This is a genomic window from Micromonospora pisi, from assembly GCF_003633685.1.
In the GTDB taxonomy this organism is placed as follows: domain Bacteria; phylum Actinomycetota; class Actinomycetes; order Mycobacteriales; family Micromonosporaceae; genus Micromonospora_G; species Micromonospora_G pisi.
In genome coordinates this window covers 5607823-5622214 of sequence record NZ_RBKT01000001.1, presented here as the reverse complement: position 1 = coordinate 5622214, position 14392 = coordinate 5607823, and the positions used below count along the sequence as shown (strand labels likewise).

14 protein-coding genes are annotated in these 14392 nt (G+C 71.2%); 8 read left to right on the top strand and 6 right to left on the bottom strand.

Annotated features, from left to right (window positions below; genetic code table 11):
* Positions 1 to 190: 190 nt before the first annotated feature.
* Positions 191 to 976 carry an aldo/keto reductase gene (locus BDK92_RS24075; RefSeq protein ID WP_121158746.1) on the bottom strand — a complete coding sequence of 262 codons (786 nt, stop codon included), beginning with the start codon at positions 974 to 976 and terminating at the stop codon, positions 191 to 193.
* A 265-nt stretch (positions 977 to 1241) separates the two neighbouring features.
* Between BDK92_RS24075 and BDK92_RS24070 the strand changes: the two genes are divergently transcribed.
* Positions 1242 to 2450: a threonine synthase gene (locus BDK92_RS24070; protein WP_121158745.1), complete on the top strand. Its 1209-nt coding sequence runs from the start codon at positions 1242 to 1244 to the stop codon at positions 2448 to 2450.
* Positions 2451 to 2567: 117 nt separating this feature from the next.
* Here the strand turns inward: BDK92_RS24070 and BDK92_RS24065 are convergent, their stop codons facing one another.
* The 3 genes from BDK92_RS24065 to BDK92_RS24055 form a co-directional block, all read right to left on the bottom strand.
* Positions 2568 to 2957 (bottom strand): cupin domain-containing protein, encoded by a 390-nt coding sequence (locus BDK92_RS24065; protein WP_121158744.1) that lies wholly within the window; start codon positions 2955 to 2957, stop codon positions 2568 to 2570.
* A gap of 352 nt (positions 2958 to 3309) precedes the next feature.
* Entirely contained in the window at positions 3310 to 3717 is a 408-nt protein-coding gene (locus BDK92_RS24060) for a hypothetical protein (RefSeq protein ID WP_121158743.1), read from the bottom strand.
* Between the two features lie 294 nt (positions 3718 to 4011).
* Positions 4012 to 5082, bottom strand: coding sequence for an NAD(P)-binding domain-containing protein (locus tag BDK92_RS24055; protein ID WP_121158742.1), 1071 nt, complete (start codon positions 5080 to 5082; stop codon positions 4012 to 4014).
* A 128-nt stretch (positions 5083 to 5210) separates the two neighbouring features.
* On the opposite strand from BDK92_RS24055, the gene BDK92_RS24050 reads away from it, so the two are divergent.
* The 3 genes from BDK92_RS24050 (at position 5211) to aceB (ending at position 8227) form a co-directional block, all read left to right on the top strand.
* Positions 5211 to 5948 (top strand): MIP/aquaporin family protein, encoded by a 738-nt coding sequence (locus BDK92_RS24050; protein ID WP_121158741.1) that lies wholly within the window; start codon positions 5211 to 5213, stop codon positions 5946 to 5948.
* Between the two features lie 153 nt (positions 5949 to 6101).
* Positions 6102 to 6542, top strand: a complete 441-nt coding sequence (locus BDK92_RS24045; RefSeq protein WP_121158740.1) for a hypothetical protein — start codon at positions 6102 to 6104, stop codon at positions 6540 to 6542.
* A gap of 92 nt (positions 6543 to 6634) precedes the next feature.
* On the top strand, positions 6635 to 8227 hold the full coding sequence (gene aceB / locus BDK92_RS24040) for a malate synthase A (protein WP_121158739.1): 1593 nt from the start codon (positions 6635 to 6637) through the stop codon (positions 8225 to 8227).
* Positions 8228 to 8245: 18 nt separating this feature from the next.
* On the opposite strand, the gene BDK92_RS24035 is transcribed toward aceB, so the two are convergent.
* Complete coding sequence (locus BDK92_RS24035) at positions 8246 to 8731, bottom strand: SRPBCC family protein (RefSeq protein WP_121162530.1); 486 nt, start codon at positions 8729 to 8731, stop codon at positions 8246 to 8248.
* Between the two features lie 90 nt (positions 8732 to 8821).
* On the opposite strand from BDK92_RS24035, the gene BDK92_RS24030 reads away from it, so the two are divergent.
* The 4 genes from BDK92_RS24030 (at position 8822) to BDK92_RS24015 (ending at position 13528) form a co-directional block, all read left to right on the top strand.
* Positions 8822 to 9502, top strand: a complete 681-nt coding sequence (locus tag BDK92_RS24030; protein ID WP_170208670.1) for a Crp/Fnr family transcriptional regulator — start codon at positions 8822 to 8824, stop codon at positions 9500 to 9502.
* 90 nt (positions 9503 to 9592) lie between these two features.
* Positions 9593 to 10465, top strand: coding sequence for a hypothetical protein (locus tag BDK92_RS24025; RefSeq protein WP_121158737.1), 873 nt, complete (start codon positions 9593 to 9595; stop codon positions 10463 to 10465).
* Positions 10462 to 12807 carry a hypothetical protein gene (locus tag BDK92_RS24020; RefSeq protein ID WP_121158736.1) on the top strand — a complete coding sequence of 782 codons (2346 nt, stop codon included), beginning with the start codon at positions 10462 to 10464 and terminating at the stop codon, positions 12805 to 12807. The genes BDK92_RS24025 and BDK92_RS24020 overlap by 4 nt, the downstream gene beginning before the upstream one ends.
* A complete protein-coding gene (locus BDK92_RS24015) occupies positions 12794 to 13528 on the top strand; it encodes a hypothetical protein (protein ID WP_121158735.1) in 735 nt (244 codons plus the stop codon). The genes BDK92_RS24020 and BDK92_RS24015 overlap by 14 nt, the downstream gene beginning before the upstream one ends.
* 91 nt (positions 13529 to 13619) lie before the next feature.
* On the opposite strand, the gene BDK92_RS24010 is transcribed toward BDK92_RS24015, so the two are convergent.
* Positions 13620 to 14330 carry a hypothetical protein gene (locus tag BDK92_RS24010; RefSeq protein WP_147457103.1) on the bottom strand — a complete coding sequence of 237 codons (711 nt, stop codon included), beginning with the start codon at positions 14328 to 14330 and terminating at the stop codon, positions 13620 to 13622.
* Between the last annotated feature and the right edge of the window lie 62 nt (positions 14331 to 14392).

The following is a 14392-nucleotide window of genomic DNA, read 5'->3' as shown; positions in this document are numbered from 1 at the left end:
AGGAATCCCGAGGACCGAGAAAGCACTCGAACCCGATCTTTGTAACGAAGCCAACAAGACGTCAGTTACGACAAAAACAGCGCCATAATACGATAACCGCCAAGTTCCGGCAAATTGCCCGTTTGGCCGAGGTCCACTGACGAACGACGGCCGACGGGGTGCGACGTACCGGCCGGGGCGTACCGGTGGACTAGCCGGCGAGCCCGTCGATCCGGCGTAACTCGTCTTCGTTGAGCGAGAAGTCGAAGACGTCGAAGTTGGCCCGGATCCGGTCCGGCGTCACCGACTTGGGGATCACCACCACCCCGTGGTCGACATGCCAGCGGAGCACCACCTGACTGCTCTCGACCCCGTGCGCGCGGGCGATCTCGATCAGCACCGGGTCGTCGAGCCGGGTGGTCTTGAACGGGCTGTAACCCTCCACCGCGATCCCCCGCTCGCGGTGCTCGGCCACCACCTGCGGGTCGTAGAGCGAAGGACTCCACCGGATCTGGTTCACCGCCGGTGGCTCGCTGGTCGCCTGGATCAACACGTCGAGCTGGCTGGTGCTGTAGTTGCTCACACCGATCGCGCGCGCCTGCCCCTCGTCACGTACGGCGAGGAACTCCTGCCACGTGTCGAGTCCAGCGCCCCGCTGCGGCGGCCAGTGGATCAGCCAGAGGTCGACGTAGTCGGTGCCGAGGGCGGCGAGACTGGCGGCCAACGTACGGCGCTCGTGGCCGGCGTGCTCGGGGGGCAGTTTGGTGGTGAGGAAGACCTCCTCGCGGGGCACCCCACTGTCCCGCAGCGCCCGACCCACCTCGTCCTCGTTGCCGTACGCGGTGGCGGTGTCGATGTGCCGGTAGCCGGCCTCCAGCGCGGTCCGGACCGACTCGTAACCGGACCGGCCGGTGGCCTGCCAGGTGCCGAACCCGACCAGTGGCATCGCCACCTCGCCCGGCAGAGCGACCGTCGGTTGGTCAGCAGATGAGGTCATGGCGATCTCCTACCCGAAGCGGCCGGGACCATGCGGGGCCCGGAGTCCCGCCGTCGGCACCGCCGGGTCGGGACCTGCCGACGATACGCGGGCGGGCCCGCTGCGAGGGGGCGGAACCATACCCGCGAGGGTGTCCTTGCGGACAGCTACCGGCGTCCGGGTGCCGCCGGCCGGTCGACCGGCGTACAGTTTCTGATCTTCGGGGTGGCGTCCGGCACGGACGCCGACTCGGAGCGTCCCGTCGCACGGACCGCCGAGGAGAACGGTGTACCTGACCCACCTGGAATGCCCGCGCTGCGGCGACACCTTCGAGGCCGACCAGCCACGGAACCTCTGCCCCTGCGGCTCGCCCCTGCTCGCCCGGTACGACCTGGACGCGGTCGCCGCGGCGGTCACGCCGGCCGAGATCGCGGCACGCCCCGCCGACCTGTGGCGCTACCGGGAACTGCTGCCGGTGGCCGACCAGGCGAACGTGACCACCCTCGGTGAGGGCTGGACCCCGTTGCTGCCGGCGCCCCGGTACGGCGCCGGGATCGGCCTGCCCGGCCTCCTGGTGAAGGACGAGGGACTGATCCCGACCGGCTCGTTCAAGGCACGCGGTGCGGCGGTTGGCATCTCCCGGGCGCGTGAACTCGGCATCCGCCGGGTGGCGATGCCGACCAACGGCAACGCGGGCGCCGCCTGGGCCACGTACGCGGCTCGCGCCGGAATGAGCGCGACCATCGCCATGCCGGTCGACGCCCCCACGATCACCCGTCGGGAGTGCCTGGCGGCCGGGGCCGATCTGCACCTGATCGACGGCCTGATCAACGACGCCGGCCGGTTCATCGCCGGGCTGATCGCCGCGTCGGCGGACGACCCCGAGGGCTCGATCTTCGACGCCAGCACCCTCAAGGAGCCCTACCGGCTCGAGGGGAAGAAGACCATGGGGTACGAGATCGTCGAGCAGCTCGGCTGGCAGGTGCCGGACGTGATCCTCTACCCGACCGGGGGCGGCGTCGGCCTGATCGGCATCCACAAGGCGCTGCACGAGATGCGACAGCTCGGTTGGATCGGCGACCGCTTCCCCCGCCTGGTGGCGGTCCAGTCGACGGGCTGCGCACCGATCGTGCGCGCCTTCGCCTCCGGTGCCCGCCGGGCCGAGCCCTGGGTGGACGCGCATACGGTGGCCTTCGGCATCACCGTGCCGGCGCCGCTCGGCGACGAGCTGATCCTGGACGCGCTGCGGGACACCGGCGGCACCGCGATCGCGGTCCGGGACGAGGACATCCTCGCCGACCTGCGGGAGTTCGGTGCCCGTGAGGGGCTGCTGCTCTGCCCCGAGGGCGCGGCCTGCCTCACCGCGGCGAAGCAGCTCCGGGCCGGTGGCTGGATCCGGAGCGACGAGCGGGTGGTGGTGCTCAACACCGGCGCCGGGTTGAAGTACCCGGAGACGGTCGAGGCCGACAACCTCCCGGTCCTGCCGCGCCCGTAACCGGCAGCCCGTGAACGGCAGCCCGTGAACGGCGGCCCGGCACCGGCGCTTCGACCGGCCACTGGACGTGGTCGCGGCCCGAGCCGGCACCGGGATGCTCGCCACGATCGGCTCCGGTCAGGTCGGCGGCTGGTCCTGGCCGGCCTCCTCTGCCGCGTCCGCCTCCTCCTTGGTCCGGTGCACCGCCTGGTCGGCGTGCTCGGGAGGTCCGTAGACGGTGTAGAGCACGAGTGGGTTCGGCCCGGTGTTCACGAAGTTGTGCTTCGTTCCGGCCGGCACCACCACCAGGTCGCCCTGGGCCACCGCCTTGGTCTCACCCGCCACCCGGGCCTCGCCGGTTCCGCTGACGAAGGTGAGGATCTGGTCGGTGTCCTCGTGGACCTCCTCGCCGATCTCACCTCCGGCGGGGATGGTCATGATGACGAGTTGGGTGTGCTCGCCGGTCCACAGCACCCGACGGAAGTCCGGGCTGCGCTCGGCGACGGTCGCGATAGTGAAATGCTCCATGACCGGCCTCTTACCCCGAACGGGACCGGATGACGCCCGCGCGTGCGTCACTCGACCCGGCGGGACACCGGTCGCGACACATCGACATCCGATGCCGGGGTGAGGTTTGCCACTCGCACGGGCGGGAACCTCACCAACTGACCGACGCGATGGTTTGCACGTCGGTCGAGCCAGGTCCCCGCTGGCGTACCGCCGAAGGGCTGCGATGGTGGGAGACGGCCAGAGCGCGGCGACGCTCGACTCGGGTCGGGCGGCGCCGCGCGCTCACGCCCGTACCGGGGTGTCCCTCTCCCCCTCCCTGACACCGGTGACCCCCGGGCTGAGCCTGCCCGGGGGCCACCCGTGGGGGGTGTCAGGAGAGCACTGCGAGGTGGAACGAGCGGTCCGCGTACGCACCTGCGGAGTTGAAGGTCTGTACGAAGACGCCGTTGGCGACACCGCTTCGTCCGACCACGGCGATCTCACCGGCGGGCGACGCGCCGTCGCTGCCGGGCAGCCCGATGGTGCCGACGTAGGCGGAGCCGGTGACGTCGTGGCTGAAGATGACCTGGTACATCCCGACGGCCAGCCGGGCGGCGGAGGTGACACCCAGGCTCCGTACGACGGTGCCGTTGCCGCCGTTGATGACGGCGAAGAGGACCTGGGCGGTGGGTGGCAGGCCGGCACTGGTGGCGGGGACGGACTCCGTGCCGGCGGACTCTGCCGCGCTGGCCGGCGGCTGGGAGGTTGACTTGCTCTTGCTGGCGGCGGACTCAGACATGGCGGTGCTCCTCGTGTCGGCGGGTTGACCTCACCCGCAGGGGATGGGAGCAAATGGCACCAATTTACGAATCAGGCATGAGTAACTTGATTCTCTGTGATCAATGTCATTTACCCCCTTAAGGCTAAGCGCGACTACCGCGAGTAACCAGGTCGTACACCTGTACAATCAACGACAGAAGGTGTCATACCCGAACATTTTTCGGAATGCACCCGGCGCCGGCTCCTCCACTGTGGAGCGTTGCGTGGCATTCCCGCTGGCCAGGAGGGGGCAACTCTCGAACGCCCGGGATCGTCAACGGGCAGACGTCGGGCGCAGCAACCGCCGGATCTCGCGTACGGCCGCACGCCCCGCCCGGTTCGCGCCGATGGTGCTTGCCGACGGTCCGTAACCGACCAGTTGGATCCGCTCGTCGGCGACCACCCGCGTGCCGTCCATGGTGATCCCGCCACCCGGGGCCCGGAGTCGGAGCGGGGCAAGGTGGTCCAGCGCCGCCCGGAACCCGGTGCACCAGAGGATCACGTCGGCCCGGACGAACCGCCCGTCCGCCCAGGCAACCCCTTCCGGCGTGACCCGGTCGAACATCGGCAGCCGCCGCAACACGCCACGTTCCCGCAACTCACGGGTACGCGGCGTGTCCACCAGCCCGGTCACGCCGACCACGCTCGCCGGTGGGAGCCCCGCCCGTACCCGCTCGTCGACCTTCGCCACCGCGGCCCGGCCGTGCTCCTGCGGGGTGAACTCGCCGACCCGGAACTCCGGCGGCCGGCGGGTGACCCAGGTGGTGCCGGCGACCTCGGAGACCTCGCCGAGCAGCTGCACCGCGGAGGTCCCGCCCCCGACCACGACCACGTGCTCACCGGCGAACTCCTCCGGACCCCGATAGTCGGCGGTGTGCAACTGCCGGCCCCGGAACGACTCCTGCCCGGGATAGCGCGGCCAGAACGGACGGGTCCAGGTGCCGGTCGCGTTGATCAACGCCCGGGCGGTCCAGGTGCCCGCCGCGCTGACCACGTCGAGGCGCCCGTCCGACCGGTCCCGGACGGCGTCGACGCGTACCGGGCGGTGGACCGGCAACCCGAACTCCCGCTCGTACGTCCGGAAGTAGTCGGCCACCACCTCGGCCGCCGGCCGTGCCGGGTCGGCCGGTCCGAGCGCCATCCCGGGCAGGTCGTGGATGCCGTGCACACCGTCCAACCGCAGCGTCCGCCACCGGTGCCGCCAGGCACCACCAGGTCCGTCGTCGCCGTCCAGGATCACGTAACCGGACTCCGGCGCGAGCCCGTCCCGGTGCAGGAAGTAGCCGGCGGAGAGGCCGGCCTGACCAGCACCGATCACCACCACATCGACGTTTTGGCCGTTCACGACGGGTGCAACGGCCGCGGTGCCGAATTTCGTACCGAATCCCCGCGTCGATCCGCTCACACCTCCGACATGCCGCGAAGATCAGGGGAAATCCCCCAGAATGGCCGAAACATTCTTATCCTGACGACATGGACAACACCAAACGCTACGGCGCGGAGTTCCTCGGCACCCTGCTGTTGGTCTTCTTCGGCGTCGGCAGCGTCATCGCCGCCCGGGTCGAGGGCGGCGTGGTCGTGGTGGCGCTCACCTTCGGCTTCACCCTGCTCGTCCTGACCTACATGCTGATCGGCATCTCCGGTTGCCACGTCAACCCGGCCGTGACGCTCGGCGCCCTGCTCACCGGCCGGATCTCGCTGGCCGGGGCGATCGGCTACTGGATCTCCCAGCTGGTCGGCTCGGTGATCGGCGCGCTCCTGCTCTGGATCCTGGTCGAGGGCGGCGACGTGGTCGACCAGAGCGGCGCGCTCGGCACCAACGGGTACGGCGCGAACATCAACCTCGGCGGCACCTTCCTGCTGGAAATCGTGCTCACCTTCCTGCTGGTCCTGGTCATCCTCACGGTGACCAGCAGATTCGAACAGCGCGCGATCGCCGGCGTCGCCATCGGCCTCGCCATCGCCGCATGCCACCTGGTCGGCGTGGCACTGGACGGCACCTCGGTCAACCCGGCACGGTCGTTCGGCCCAGCCCTGTTCGAGGGCGGCGCCGCCCTGTCCCAGCTCTGGGTCTTCATCGTGGCGCCGCTGATCGGCGGCATCCTCGCCGCCCTGGCCCTACCGCTCGTCCTCGGCCCCGACTGGCGGACCCCGGCTCCCGGCCCCAGCCCCGCCCCGGGCGCCCCGGGAGAACCGCCCAGCGCCGTCTGAGGCGCCGGTTCCCCAACGCCCCGAGGCGGGTACCCCCGCGCGCCGATCCCGCACTGATCCCGTCGCACTGGAACGCGGAGACCGCGATCGATAAACTGGCGCCCGGTCGACGGCGCCCCGGTCGCCGTCGCGGTCCACGACAGGGCGGTCGGGATGACGTACGGACACCCGCGGCGCACGCTTCCCCTCCTGCTGCTGGCCGCACTGCTCACACTGACCGGTTGCACCGGGGTCGGGGTGGCCGGCGCACCCGACTCCGGCTCCGGGTCCTACCAGGTGTGGGGGCTGAACGAGGCATCCAGCGCACTGACCGGCGACGACCGGAGCGTGGTGCTCAACGGCGACCTGGACAACGACAGCAAGCCGTTCTTCACCGCCGAGGGCACCTGGGGAGCGGCCGGGTTCACCCTGGACGAGGCGAGCGCCGAACGCGCCCGCGACCTGACCGGCAAGCTGCCGGAACGTACCGGCGACCCGGACTGCGTACGGCTGGTGCTGGTCGACGGACGCCTGCTCGGTGACCGGGCGGTGGCCACCATCGCCGCGGGTGACGTGTTGGAGAGCGGCCCGGTCGTCGCGATCCCACTGGAGTGAGCCGGCAGCCGCCGTCCCGGCAGCCACTAGAGTCGGGAAACGCGGTTGTTGATCGACTCGGGCGGTGGCCCGGGGCGTGGAGAGGAGCGTCGATGAGCCCGCTCGCCGAAGTCGAGGTCACCGGGGCACGGCACGACCGGTACGAGGAGATCCTCACCCCGGAGGCGCTCGGCTTCCTCGCCGAACTGCACCACGCCTTCGAGTCGCGACGCCGGGAACTCCTGGCCCTGCGGGTCGAACGCGAGACCGCCCTGGCCCGGGGTGAACTCTTCGACTTCCTCCCCGGGACGGCACCGATCCGCGACGGCGAGTGGCGGGTCGCCGAGCCCGCGCCCGGACTTGTCGACCGGCGGGTCGAGATCACCGGGCCGACAGACGCGAAGATGACCATCAACGCACTGAACTCCGGTGCCCGGGTCTGGCTCGCCGACCTCGAGGACGCGAACACCCCGGCCTGGGAGAACGTCATCGAAGGCCAGCTCAACCTGCGGGACGCGATCGACCGTACGCTCGTCTTCACCTCGCCGGCCGGCAAGCGCTACACGCTCGACGAGGGCGACCTCGCCACCATCGTGGTACGGCCGAGGGGCTGGCACCTGACCGAGAAGCACCTGCTGGTCGACGGGGAGCGGTTGGCCGGTGCCCTGGTCGACTTCGGGCTCTACTTCTTCCACTGTGCACGCCGCCAACTCGACCGCGGCTCGGGCCCCTACTTCTACCTGCCGAAACTGGAGAGCCACCTGGAGGCGCGGCTCTGGAACGACGTCTTCCTCTTCGCGCAGGAGCGGCTCGGCATCCCGCGTGGCACCATCCGGGCGACCGTACTGATCGAGACCTTTCCGGCCGCGTTCGAGATGGAGGAGATCCTGCACGAGCTGCGCGAGCACTCCGCCGGGCTCAACGCCGGCCGGTGGGACTACATGTTCAGCGTGGTGAAGAAGTTCCGGGCCCGGGGTACGGACTTCCTCCTGCCGGACCGGAACGCGGTCACGATGACCGCCCCGTTCATCCGGGCGTACACCGAGCTGCTGGTCCGTACGTGTCACAAGCGCGGCGCCCACGCGATCGGCGGGATGGCCGCGTTCATCCCCAGCCGCCGCGACCCCCGGGTGAACGAGACCGCGTTGGCGAAGGTGCGGGAGGACAAGACACGCGAGGCGGGCGACGGATTCGACGGTTCCTGGGTGGCCCACCCGGACCTGGTTCCGATCTGCCGTGAGGTGTTCGACGCCCAGCTCGGCGAACGGCCGCACCAACTGGACCGGGTCCGCGCGGAGGTCACCGTCACCGCCGCGCAACTGCTGGACGTACGGAGCACGCCTGGCGCCCGTACCGAGGCGGGACTGCGCGCGAACATCAGCGTCGGTATCCAGTACCTGGCCAGTTGGATGGCCGGCACCGGAGCGGTGGCGATCAACAACCTGATGGAGGACGCCGCCACCGCCGAGATCTCCCGGTCCCAGGTGTGGCAGTGGCTGCACAACAACGTCACCGTCGACACCGACGGTGGCGCCGGCCTCCGGGTCACCCGGGAACTGGTCGAACGGATCGCGCACGAGGAGACGACGAAGCTCGACGGCGACCCGGCCCGGTACGACGCCGCCCGCGCGCTCTTCCTGGAGGTGGCGGTGGCGGACGAGTTCGTCGACTTCCTCACCCTGCCGGCCTACGAGCGCATGCCCTGACCGGGCAGCCGGGCCGGCTCATCCGGCTGGCGAGGAAGCCCGTCCGGCGTAACCGGCCAGCCCGCGTACGGTCTGGTCCAGGAATCGACCGAGGAACCAACGGTAGAACCAGCCCGTGCCCGGCACCTTGGCGGCGAAGGTCGACCGCCAGCGGATCTCGGTCCCGCCGCTGGTCGGGGTGAGGTCGACATCGGCCCGGTAGTCACGTAACGGCAGCCCGGACAGGAGTACGTAGCTGAGCCGGCGCCCCGGCACCAGTTCGACGATCTGCTCCCGGCTGCGCAGCGGCCCGGTACGGAACAACCGGATCGCACCCACCGCCTGGTCCGCCCCGACGCCGCTGGCCGCCACCCCGTCCCGGTCCGGCATCGGGCTCGGCTGTTCCAGCGTGAACGAGCCCAACCCGGACCAGGTCGGCCAGGTCTCGCCCGCCCTCAGCAGCTCGTACACGGTTTGCGCGCTGCCCCGCGACACCGCATGGACGTCGATCTCGTACCGGCGCATGCCTGTCAGTATCCACAGGTGCGAGATCGGGCACGACCCCTGGCGCGTCACGGGCACCCCGGGGCATCGACGGATCAGTACGGTGGGCACATGCCGGTCACCTCTCCTGCCCAGGCGAGCTTCGTCGACTTCGTCCCACCGGCGGACTGGGCGGCACTCGCCACTGCCGGCCAGCTCAGGCGGCTTCCCGCCGGCCGGGTGCTCTTCCTTCAGGAAGCGACCGAAAGCGAGGTCCTCGTCCTCCTCTCCGGATCGGTCAAGGTCTTCCGGACCGAGATGAACGGTCACCAGAGCCTGATCGGCATCCGACTCGGCGGCGACCTGATCGGGGAGATGGCCGCGTTGAACGGGACTCCCCGATCCGCCGGTGTGGCGGTGTTGCGCCCGGTCGAGGCGCGGGTGCTGACCGCCGAACGGTTCAACGCCCTGATCACTGCTCGTGGACTCGACCGGGCGCTGCACCGGTACCACAGCGCGCGGGTCCGCGAGTCGGACGAACAACGGGTCGAGATCGCGCTGCTGCCGGTACGGCAACGACTGGCCCGGACGCTGCTGCGGCTGGCACACCGCAAGGACGGCGACGAGAACCGGGCGGTGCTCGACCTTGGCCTGCCGCAGGACGCGCTGGGACAGCTCATCGGCGCGTCCCGCAACGCGGTGGTGGCCGAGCTGACGTTGCTCCGTAAAGCGGGCGTGCTCCGTACGGAACACCGTCGGATGTACCTGACCGACCTCGCGCGCCTGGCCGAGATCGGCTACGAGCTTTCCTGACCGGATTCGCCGACTGCCCACTGCTGGGCAGATCCGGGCACCGCCGGTCGGCAGGATGCTCTGTCGTCACCTTCGACGGCAGGAGCCACCGTGACCGCTATCCCCGCCCCATTCACCACCACCCGGGAACTGCCGCCCTACACGGGAATTCTCGCGGTGGACGCGAAGGGTTTCACCGGCGAGCCCGGTAGCACCCACCAGCAGGTCAGCGACCTCATACCGCGACTGGCCGAGGAAGCGGCCCAGCGGTCGGGGTTCGGCGAGGCATGGACCATGCCGCCGTTCTTCGCCGGGACCGGCGACGGCTTCGCGATCGGCGTACCGACCCGGTTGCTGCCCGCACTCGTCCATCCCTTCCTCGCCACGCTCCAGGAGGTGCTGGCCGAGTACAACAACGGCTCCCGGCGCGGCACCCCGCTCATCCGACTCCGGGTGGCCCTGCACGTCGGCCCGGTCGCGCTCGACGCGGACCGGCGGCACCTGGGCGGCAACGGGACCGCCCGCAACGAGGCCCACCGGCTCCTGGACTCCGAGCCGGTACGCCTCATGCTCGCCGCCGGCAGCGCGGAGGTGACGTACGTGGCCGCTGTCCTCTCCGACCGGGTGTTCCAGGACGTGGTGGCGGCCGGCTTCACCGGTCGGCACCCTGACCAGTTCGTCGAGGTCGCCGCCACTGTGCCCGGCAAGCAGTTCAGCCAACGCGCCTGGATCTACGTGCCGGAGCCCTCAGGCAGCCCGTTGGTGCTGCCCCGGTTGTCTCCACCGGCCACGCAGGACTGGTCGGCCGCCGGGGCGCGGAAGGGGCGGGACGACGAGCGCCCGGACTCCGGTGACCGCTCCGGTGGCGACCGGCGGCGGCCCCGGGGAGGCACCGGCGGCCCGTACGTCGGGCACAACACGGGGCAGGTCGCCGGCACGGTCAGCGGCGGCATGCACCAGTCGCACCGGGGAGGCGAGGCATGACCTGGACGGTCGACGAGGTCCCGGACGCGTCGACCGGGGAGCCGGTCGACGGCCTGTCCACACCACCCGCTCCGCCCGCCGACGGAGCACCGCCGCCGGCCCCGACCGCCACCCGGACGGTGCCGTCCGTCCCCGGTCCCCGCTCCCCCGACACCGGTCCGGACGAGGACGATCCCGACGAGACCGAACTGTTGGAGGGCGAGTCCGCCGAGGCGGAGGGGACCGACCCGCCGCCGGCCACGTTCTCCGTCGAGTACAGCTCCGGCCAGGTCGCCGGGGTGGTCTACGGGGGCCTGCACCAGCACTTCGACCGGGTACGTGACTACCACGAACTCACCGAACAGCACGTACGCAACCTGCTCGGCACCTTCGTCGAACCCGGCTACCGGCAGACCGACGGCGAGCGGTTGGTCAGCGCGGAGGCCACCGGGCTGCTGCTGCGCCACGGTGGAGCGGTGCTCGTCGGGGCGGCTGGGACCGGACGGCGTACCGCCGCGCTGCGTCTGCTGGACGGCACCGGCCGTACGCTCCGCGAGATCCGGTCCTTCGACCCGGCCCGGGACGAACAGTTGAGCATCACCGCGCTTCCGATGCACCCGGAGGTCGCGTACCTGTTGGAGTTGCCGGAACGGGCGGAGCAGGTGCATCCGGGTTTCGCCCGCGACCTCGCCGCCTACGTCGAGGCGCTGGCCGACCTGGGCTCCTACGTCGTGGTGACCGTGACCGAGGAGGTCTGGGGCCAGCTCACCCCGGCGTCGGAGGGGCTGGTGCTCCGGGTCGGCGTACCGCCCGCGTCGATGGTGCTCGACGCGCAGTTGCGCCGGCTTCTTCCCGATCTCGACCTCGCGTGGCTGGCCGGCACCCCCACGGTGGCGGGTCTGCTGGTGACCGCCACCCCGGCCGAGGCGGTACGGCTGGCCCGACTGGCCAACGACATCCTCGGCACGTTCGCCCGGTCCTACCGGCAGGACCTGCACGGGCCGGACCAGCCGGCGGCGAAGGATCTCGTGGAGGCCCTGGTCTCGGCCTTCCGCAACTGGGAGGCGGAACTGCACACCTGGTTCGGCCAGCATCCGGCGCCACGACCGAGGCTCTTCCTGGTCGCGGCGGCGGTCCTGGCCGGGTCCGCCCCTGGGCGGGTGCTGCGGGCGGCCGAGCTGTTGGGGAACCGGCTCGGTGACAACCCGCCGCCCGGCCTGGGCGAGGCCGGTGTCCGGACCCTGCTGGACGAGGTCGGTGCCGAACTCGACCCCGCCGGTCGGGTCCGGTTCCGGCGCCCCCGGTACGGCGACGCGGTGCTGGACTTCGTCATCACCGACCGCACCGAGGAGTTCGAACGGGAACTCTGGCGCTGGGTGGCCCGGCTGCCGATCGACGGCACCCGGGTCGACCGTACGGTCGCCGTCGGCATCGCCGAACTGGTGCTCCGGACCGCCCTGCGACGTCGCTCACCGGAGATCCTGGCCCTGGTGACGGCGGCCTGGGCCCGGCGACCGGAACTGCGGGTGCCCCTGGTGGAGATCCTCGAACTGGGCGCGCTCAGCCCGGAGATCGGGGCGGCGATCCGACGACGCCTGTACCGCTGGGCGGTGGCTCAGAGAAACCATCCGTCGGTGCTGGCCACGGTGGCGCGGGTCTGTGGCGGTGGGTTCGCGGACTTCTATGTCGAACAGGCGCTGGTCCGACTCGGTCAACTGGCGCGGTGGGGGCAGTCCGAGGTGGACGAGGCGGTGCTGGCCGCGTTGTCGTCGATCTGGCGCCGGCCGGTGTTGCGTACCGCCGTGCTGCTCCGTCTGGCCCGGTGGTTGGCCGGTCCGCCCGGCCCCCGGGTCGCCCTGGCCGGTCGCGCCCTCGAACTCCTCGGCCAGCCGCCGGCCGTGGGCGTCCCCGACCAACTCGTGGACCCGGTGCCCGACTCCCCGACCGGCAGGGTCCCCGACGACCGGGTGGACCGGGTGCTCGCCACGGTCGGTCACGAACCGCCGGAAGTGGTGGAGGCGGTCGGTACGGCGATCGGCCGGGCAACCGTGGTCGGGACCGACATCCCGGTCGGGATCGTGGTGTTGCTGCGTCGTTGGTGCGACGCGGCGGCCGGCGACGCGCCCCGGACCGGACTCGTCACGCGGCTGTTGGCGCACGGGGTGGCCACCGGCCCGGCGGCGGGACGCCGGGTGGCCCGGATCCGTGGCCTGCTGCACGACTGGCAGCCACCGGCCATGGACCACGAGCGCCCGGAGCGCGCCGCGCTCCGGGAACACCTGGTCAGGGAGCTGCACCGGGTCGATGTCTCCCTGACCCGTCACCCTCAGCCACAGAGATGGAGTACGAATGGGACTGTTTGAGTTCCTCCGCGACCTGCTCGGCCCACCGCAGGCAGCCCTGCCACCGGCACCGCCACCGATGATCCGGCGGAGCGAGTTCACCGATCAGCTGCCGAGCAGCATGGCGGGGGCCGCCTTCGACGTGGCGATCACCGCCGACTGGTACCTGCTCGGTGGGACGGCGGCGCAGGGCGAGGCGGCGCTGCGCTACTGCCTGCTCCACGCCGCGCGCGGCATGACGGAATCCGCCGAGGTGACGGCGCTGACGCTGGTGGAGGCGGAGCTGAGCTACCGGCTGCCGCTGCTGGACCTGACCCAGTCCAAGATCAGCTTGGCCGGTTGCACGGTGTCGGTGACCGTGCAACCGGAGGTACGGCAGGCGGTCACGCTGGCGGAGCAGTTGCGCCGGAATCTGGTGGTCCAGCAACTGGAACAGCAACTGGAGCAGGCGCAGCTGCGGTATCTGCGGGAGCAGGTGCTGGCCGATCCGGCGACGGCGCGTACCTACTGGTTCAAGCACCACCCGGGTTCGTTGGAACCGTTGCTGGGTGACCAGTTCGAGCGGGTGGCGGCGCGGCTCACCTCGTCGGGTTCGCCGGAGGTCCCGGCGATCGCCGCGGTGGTGCACGACTTCCTCGGTGGGCTCGACGAGGACGAGCGCCGGTATCTGCTGGCCCGGCTCGGCGACGTCTTCGTCTCCTTCGACCGTGGCGACCTCGCCGCCCGCGTCCTCGACCACTAGGCACCCGCGAACCGTTCTCCCTCCCGGTCCAGACCGCCGTCGCTGTGGTGATCACGACGACCGGCTCTGGACCGTGGCGGGGAGGACCGGTTCAGGAACGGGTGACCCGGAAGATGCGCCGGTTGTTCTCGGGTACGGAGTCGCGGTGCATCTCGTCGTGCGGGCCGCTGGACCAGACGTCGACCAGCCAGCGCGAGATCTGGCTGTCGTTGCCGTCCTCGGCCGCCGGTGTCTGTACGCCGAGCCGGTAGACCCTGGTCTCACCGGCACCGAGCCGGCCCTTGTCGCACTTTGATCCGGCCGGGTAACCGTCCTGCCGGGACCGGAGTTCGTCGCACCCGGTCCAGTCGCCGCCGTCGGCGGAAACACTTTCCGGCAGTTCCACCGTGAAGATCAGCCGCTCGACCGGGAACGGGCCGTTGTTCCGGATGGTCACCACCAGTTCGCCGTGGCGTACGCCGTTGACCGGCCGCCCGAGGACGAGTCCGTCGGTGAGGGCGGCGAGGTCGGTCGGGTTCCGGGCCGGGTCGTACTGCACCGGCCCGCGCGACGGCGCGACGGTCGCCGGTCGGCTCGCGGTACGGCCCGGGGTCGCACTCGGCGCACTCGGCGCCGGGTCGGGGGTGGCCGCCGGGGTGGGGCTGACCGACACGGTGGCGCCGGCCGTGGGGGTGCCGGTCGGCGTGCCCGCCGCGTTCCCGGGCGTCGCCGAGCATCCGGCTCCGAGCAGTGTGACCGTGGCGCCGAGGGTCGCCGCCAGCACCGTCACACCCCACCGGCCGCCGTTGCGTGTTCCAGGCATCATTCCTCCTCTCGAAGGGCCGGTTCCCGGCCGCACCCGTTACACACCTGGGGCCGGGTGGC

Coding starts and splice junctions, on each gene's coding strand:
- BDK92_RS24075 (WP_121158746.1), bottom strand. CDS start 976: ATGACCTCATCTGCTGACCAACCGACGGTCGCTCTGCCGGGCGAGGTG.
- BDK92_RS24065 (WP_121158744.1), bottom strand. CDS start 2,957: ATGGAGCATTTCACTATCGCGACCGTCGCCGAGCGCAGCCCGGACTTC.
- BDK92_RS24060 (WP_121158743.1), bottom strand. CDS start 3,717: ATGTCTGAGTCCGCCGCCAGCAAGAGCAAGTCAACCTCCCAGCCGCCG.
- BDK92_RS24050 (WP_121158741.1), top strand. CDS start 5,211: ATGGACAACACCAAACGCTACGGCGCGGAGTTCCTCGGCACCCTGCTG.
- BDK92_RS24045 (WP_121158740.1), top strand. CDS start 6,102: ATGACGTACGGACACCCGCGGCGCACGCTTCCCCTCCTGCTGCTGGCC.
- aceB (WP_121158739.1), top strand. CDS start 6,635: ATGAGCCCGCTCGCCGAAGTCGAGGTCACCGGGGCACGGCACGACCGG.
- BDK92_RS24035 (WP_121162530.1), bottom strand. CDS start 8,731: ATGCGCCGGTACGAGATCGACGTCCATGCGGTGTCGCGGGGCAGCGCG.
- BDK92_RS24030 (WP_170208670.1), top strand. CDS start 8,822: ATGCCGGTCACCTCTCCTGCCCAGGCGAGCTTCGTCGACTTCGTCCCA.
- BDK92_RS24020 (WP_121158736.1), top strand. CDS start 10,462: ATGACCTGGACGGTCGACGAGGTCCCGGACGCGTCGACCGGGGAGCCG.
- BDK92_RS24015 (WP_121158735.1), top strand. CDS start 12,794: ATGGGACTGTTTGAGTTCCTCCGCGACCTGCTCGGCCCACCGCAGGCA.
- BDK92_RS24010 (WP_147457103.1), bottom strand. CDS start 14,330: ATGCCTGGAACACGCAACGGCGGCCGGTGGGGTGTGACGGTGCTGGCG.